Origin of the sequence: Bordetella petrii (assembly GCF_020991325.1) — a bacterium.
Lineage (GTDB): Bacteria > Pseudomonadota > Gammaproteobacteria > Burkholderiales > Burkholderiaceae_B > Bordetella_A > Bordetella_A petrii_E.
Genome location: NZ_JAJMLX010000338.1, coordinates 1 through 4,449 on the forward strand (window position 1 = coordinate 1; position 4,449 = coordinate 4,449).

5 protein-coding genes and 1 pseudogene are annotated in these 4,449 nt (G+C 66.0%); 5 read left to right on the plus strand and 1 reads right to left on the minus strand.

Annotation, left to right across the window (positions count from 1 at the left end; translation table 11 throughout):
* Both LPZ50_RS22320 and cysM read left to right on the plus strand, forming a co-directional pair.
* Positions 1 to 339: ComEA family DNA-binding protein (locus LPZ50_RS22320; RefSeq protein ID WP_230665025.1), on the plus strand; the 339-nt coding region annotated here is incomplete at its 5' end.
* Positions 340 to 414: 75 nt separating this feature from the next.
* Complete coding sequence (cysM, locus tag LPZ50_RS22325) at positions 415 to 1,335, plus strand: cysteine synthase CysM (protein WP_230665026.1); 921 nt, start codon at positions 415 to 417, stop codon at positions 1,333 to 1,335.
* A 27-nt stretch (positions 1,336 to 1,362) separates the two neighbouring features.
* Here the strand turns inward: cysM and mltB are convergent, their stop codons facing one another.
* A complete protein-coding gene (mltB, locus tag LPZ50_RS22330) occupies positions 1,363 to 2,499 on the minus strand; it encodes a lytic murein transglycosylase B (protein WP_230665027.1) in 1,137 nt (378 codons plus the stop codon).
* Between the two features lie 10 nt (positions 2,500 to 2,509).
* Between mltB and LPZ50_RS22335 the strand changes: the two genes are divergently transcribed.
* From LPZ50_RS22335 to LPZ50_RS22345, 3 genes and pseudogenes are all read left to right on the plus strand, one after another.
* Positions 2,510 to 3,433, plus strand: a complete 924-nt coding sequence (locus tag LPZ50_RS22335; protein WP_230665029.1) for a histone deacetylase family protein — start codon at positions 2,510 to 2,512, stop codon at positions 3,431 to 3,433.
* A 68-nt stretch (positions 3,434 to 3,501) separates the two neighbouring features.
* Positions 3,502 to 4,251, plus strand: coding sequence for an electron transfer flavoprotein subunit beta/FixA family protein (locus LPZ50_RS22340; RefSeq protein WP_230665028.1), 750 nt, complete (start codon positions 3,502 to 3,504; stop codon positions 4,249 to 4,251).
* A pseudogene (locus LPZ50_RS22345) lies at positions 4,252 to 4,449 on the plus strand (electron transfer flavoprotein subunit alpha/FixB family protein); the annotation flags it as partial.

A 4,449-nucleotide genomic window follows, 5' to 3' on the forward strand; every position in this document is an offset into this window, starting at 1 on the left:
CGCGCCGTGGACTGCCTGGCCATGGCCGGCGGCCTGGGGTTGGCGGCGGCGCCAGCCCAGGGCCTGGACGTCAACGCCGCATCGGCCGAGCAACTGGAAACCTTGCATGGGGTAGGGCCGCGTACCGCGCAGATCATCGTGCAGGAACGCGAACGGGCGGGTCCCTTCGAATCGCTGCAAGACCTGTCGGACCGGGTGCGGGGCATCGGGCGCAAGCGCCTGGACAGGCTGCAGGCGGCCGGGCTGGTGGTCGGGGCTGGGGTGCCGGTGCTGGCTCCACCCGGCATAGTCGCCACTCCGCAATTCGTGCCGCCCCTGCCCAGCCTTTCAACCCCCTGAACGTTTTTACCGGTATCCCTGGCGCGATCACGGCTTTGCCGCCGCGCCGCGCCGCCAACGGTTATGATCGGCCGCATGGCTACCTCTACTTATTCCACTATCGAGCAAACCGTCGGCAATACGCCGCTGGTTCGCTTGCAGCGTATTCCGGGCGCGGCGATCGAGTCGCGCGGCAATGTCATCCTGGCCAAGCTGGAAGGTAATAACCCCGCGGGGTCGGTCAAAGACCGCCCCGCGCTGTCGATGATTCTGCGCGCCGAAGAGCGCGGCGAGATCAAGCCCGGCGACACCCTGATCGAAGCCACCAGCGGCAACACGGGTATTGCATTGGCCATGACGGCCGCCATGCGCGGTTATCGCATGGTGTTGATAATGCCCGACAACCTGTCGGTCGAGCGGCGCGCTGCCATGGCGGCCTACGGCGCCGAACTGATCCTGACGCCGGCGGACAAGGGGGGCATGGAATACGCGCGCGACCTCGCCACGGCCATGCAGGCCGAAGGCAAGGGCAAGGTGCTGGACCAGTTCGCCAATCCGGACAACCCGCGCGCCCACATAGAAGGCACCGGGCCCGAACTCTGGGCGCAAACCGAAGGCCGCATCAGCCATTTCGTCAGCGCCATGGGCACCACGGGCACCATCATGGGCGTGTCCACCTACCTGAAGTCGCGCAATGCCGGCATCCAGGTAATTGGCGCCCAGCCGGCCGAAGGGTCGCAGATCCCGGGCATACGCAAATGGCCCGAGGCCTATATGCCCAGGATTTTCGATGGCAGCCTGGTCGACGGGTACGAATCCATCCAGCAGGCCCAGGCAGAAGAAATGGCCCGCCGCCTGGCCGCCGAGGAAGGCATTTTCGGCGGGATCTCGTCGGCGGGCGCCCTGGTGGCGGCCCTGCGCGTGGCCGAGCGCGTGGAAAATGCCACCATCGTGTTCATTGTGTGCGACCGTGGCGACCGCTATTTGTCGACGGGCGTGTTCAACGAACGTTCCTGATCCCGCCAGCCCCGGGCCGGGCCGTGTTCAGCGGCCCATGCGGGCTTCCAGCGCGGCCGCCAGGTCGCTGACGGCCGTGGCGTAGAAGTAACTGCGGTTGTACTGCGTCAGCGCGAAGAAATTCGGTGTGGCCGTCCGATATTGCACGGTGCCGCGCAATTCTTCTTCCAGGTCCACGATGCCCAGCGGGCGATCCAGCCAGCCTTCGCCCGTGGCCCCAGGGGCCAGCCGGGCGCCGGCGGCCTGCAGGCTGGCCCACGACTGCGTGGGTTGCAGCCCGCCCGAGACCAGATGGGAAGGGTCGGGCGGCAGCGTGACAGGCGCGAATACCGGTAGGCCGCGCAGCCAGCCGTGTTCGACCAGGAAATTGCCCACCGACATGACCGAATCGGTGACGCTGTTGGCCAGGTCGATGTGCCCGTCGCCGTCGCCATCGACGGCATAGCGCATGATGCTGCCGGGCATGAACTGCGGCATGCCGATGGCTCCGGCGTATGAGCCCGTGGTGTCGAGCTCCAGTTTGCCGTTCATGGCCAGGGTAATGAAGTCGCCCAGTTGGCCGCGGAACATGTCGGCGCGGTCGGGGCGGCTGGGATCGGGGTAATCGAAGGCCAGCGTGGCCAGCGCGTCCAGTACCCGGAAGCTGCCCATATTGCGGCCGTACAGGGTCTCGACACCGATGATGGACGCAATGATCGAGGCCGGCACGCCATAGCGCTGGGCCGCCTGACTTAGCAGCACCTGGTTTTCCTGCCAGAACTGCACGCCCCAACTGATGCGCTTGGGTTCGACGAAGCGCGCACGGTATGTGACCCAGCTGCGGTACACCTTGCGGCCCCGGGGGGCGGGGGCGATCAGGCGGGCTACCGTGGGGTTGTAGCGGGAATCGGCCAGCGCGGCCAGGATCGGATCCAGAGGAAGATTGCGTTCGGCCGCCAGTTGCTGCGCGTAGCTGAGCGCTTCGGGCCGCAGTTCACCGGTGGCGGTCAGGGCGGCCGGCGGTTCAGCGTTGGGCGTGGCCGGCCCGATGCGTATCGGAGCGACGCCCTCGGGCGCCTGGGGGGCTGCCTGGGCCCGTGACGACCCGGCGGGGGGACTGCTTGCGCAACCGGCCAGTACCAGGGAAAGGGTGCCGATTTGCAGGAAACGCCGACAGATGAACATAATCTTCCTTATGGAGACCATGTATCTTACCCACCCGTCGTGCAGGCTGCATGAAATGGGCAGTTGGCATCCCGAAAGCCCGCAGCGGCTGGACGCCATTGCCGATCAATTGCTGGTTAGCGGCCTGATGCCATTCCTGGCCGAGCGCGAAGCGCCCGCCGCCACGCGCGAAGCCATTCTGCGCGTGCATAGCGCGGGGCACCTGGACAGCCTGCGCGCGCGCCTGCCGGCCGAGGGCTATTGCAGCATCGACCCCGACACCATGATGAACCCGCATACGCTGGAAGCGGCCTTGCATGCCGCCGGAGCGGGCATCGCGGCCGTCGACGCCGTGATGGGCGGCCAGGCGGCCAATGCGTTCTGCGCGGTACGCCCGCCCGGGCACCATGCGCGCCGCGACCAGGCGATGGGGTTCTGCTTTCTGAACAACGTGGCCATTGCGGCGCAGCATGCCATGCAGGCTCATGGCGTCCAGCGCCTGGCCATCGTCGATTTCGATGTGCACCATGGCAATGGCACCGAAGATGCTTTCGCGGGCGACGAGCGGGTGCTGATGTGCAGTTTTTTCCAGCATCCGTTCTTTCCGAACAGCGGCACGCAGCATCCGGCCGCCAATATGGTCAACGTGCCCGTCCCGGCCTACACTGACGGGGCCGCGGTGCGCGCGCTGGTGCGCGACGACTGGCTGCCGCGCCTGGAGGCCCAGGCGCCCGAGCTGATCCTGGTTTCCGCGGGTTTTGACGCGCATCGCGAGGACGACATGGGCCAGCTTGACCTGGTCGAGGCCGATTACACCTGGATCACCGAGCAGGTCATGGAGGTTGCGCAGCGCCATGCCCAGGGCCGCGTCGTCAGTATGCTGGAAGGCGGTTACAACTTGTCCGCATTGGGCCGCAGTGTGGTGGCCCATATACGGGCCCTGACAAAGTTGTAGAATCAATAAATTGTGCAATGCGGGGTCGGCGCAGCCGGCCAATTAAATCATAGCTAGGAGGCTGCTGGATGAAGGTGCTGGTACCTGTTAAGCGCGTGGTTGACTACAACGTCAAGGTGCGCGTCAAGTCGGATCAAACGGGCGTGGATATCGCGAACGTGAAGATGTCGATGAACCCGTTCGATGAAATCGCCGTCGAGGAAGCCACCCGCCTGAAGGAGAAGGGCGGCGCCACAGAAGTGGTGGCGGTGTCTTGCGGCGTCGCGCAGTGCCAGGAAACCCTGCGCACGGCCATGGCCATCGGCGCCGACCGCGGCATCCTGGTGCAAACCGATGCCGAACTGCAACCGCTGGCCGTGGCCAAGCTGCTCAAGGGCCTGGTCGACAAAGAGCAGCCCCAACTGGTCATCCTGGGCAAGCAAGCCATCGACGACGACGCCAATCAAACCGGCCAGATGCTGGCCGCGCTGCTGGACTGGCCGCAAGCCACGTTCGCCAGCAAGGTCGAGCTGGGCGACGGCGAAGTCACCGTTACGCGCGAAGTCGACGGCGGGCTGGAAACGCTGAAGCTGAAGCTGCCGGCCATTGTCACGACCGACCTGCGGCTGAACGAGCCGCGCTACGTGACCCTGCCGAACATCATGAAGGCCAAGAAAAAGCCCATGGACACCGTCACGCCGCAAGATCTGGGCGTTGATCCGGCGCCGCGCCTGAAAACCCTGAAGGTCAGCGAGCCGCCGGCGCGCAAGGCCGGCATCAAGGTGGAAGACGTGGCCGCGCTGGTCGACAAACTCAAGAACGAAGCGAAGGTGGTGTAAATGACGACGCTGGTTATTGCCGAACACGACAACGCCCAACTGAAGGGCGCCACGTTGAACACCATTGCCGCGGCGGCCAAGCTGGGCGGCGATGTGCACGTGCTGGTGGCGGGCAGCAATGCCAAGGCCGTGGCCGACCAGGCCGCGCAGGCCGCGGGCGTGGCCAAGGTGCTGCTGGCCGACGCGCCGCAGCTGGCC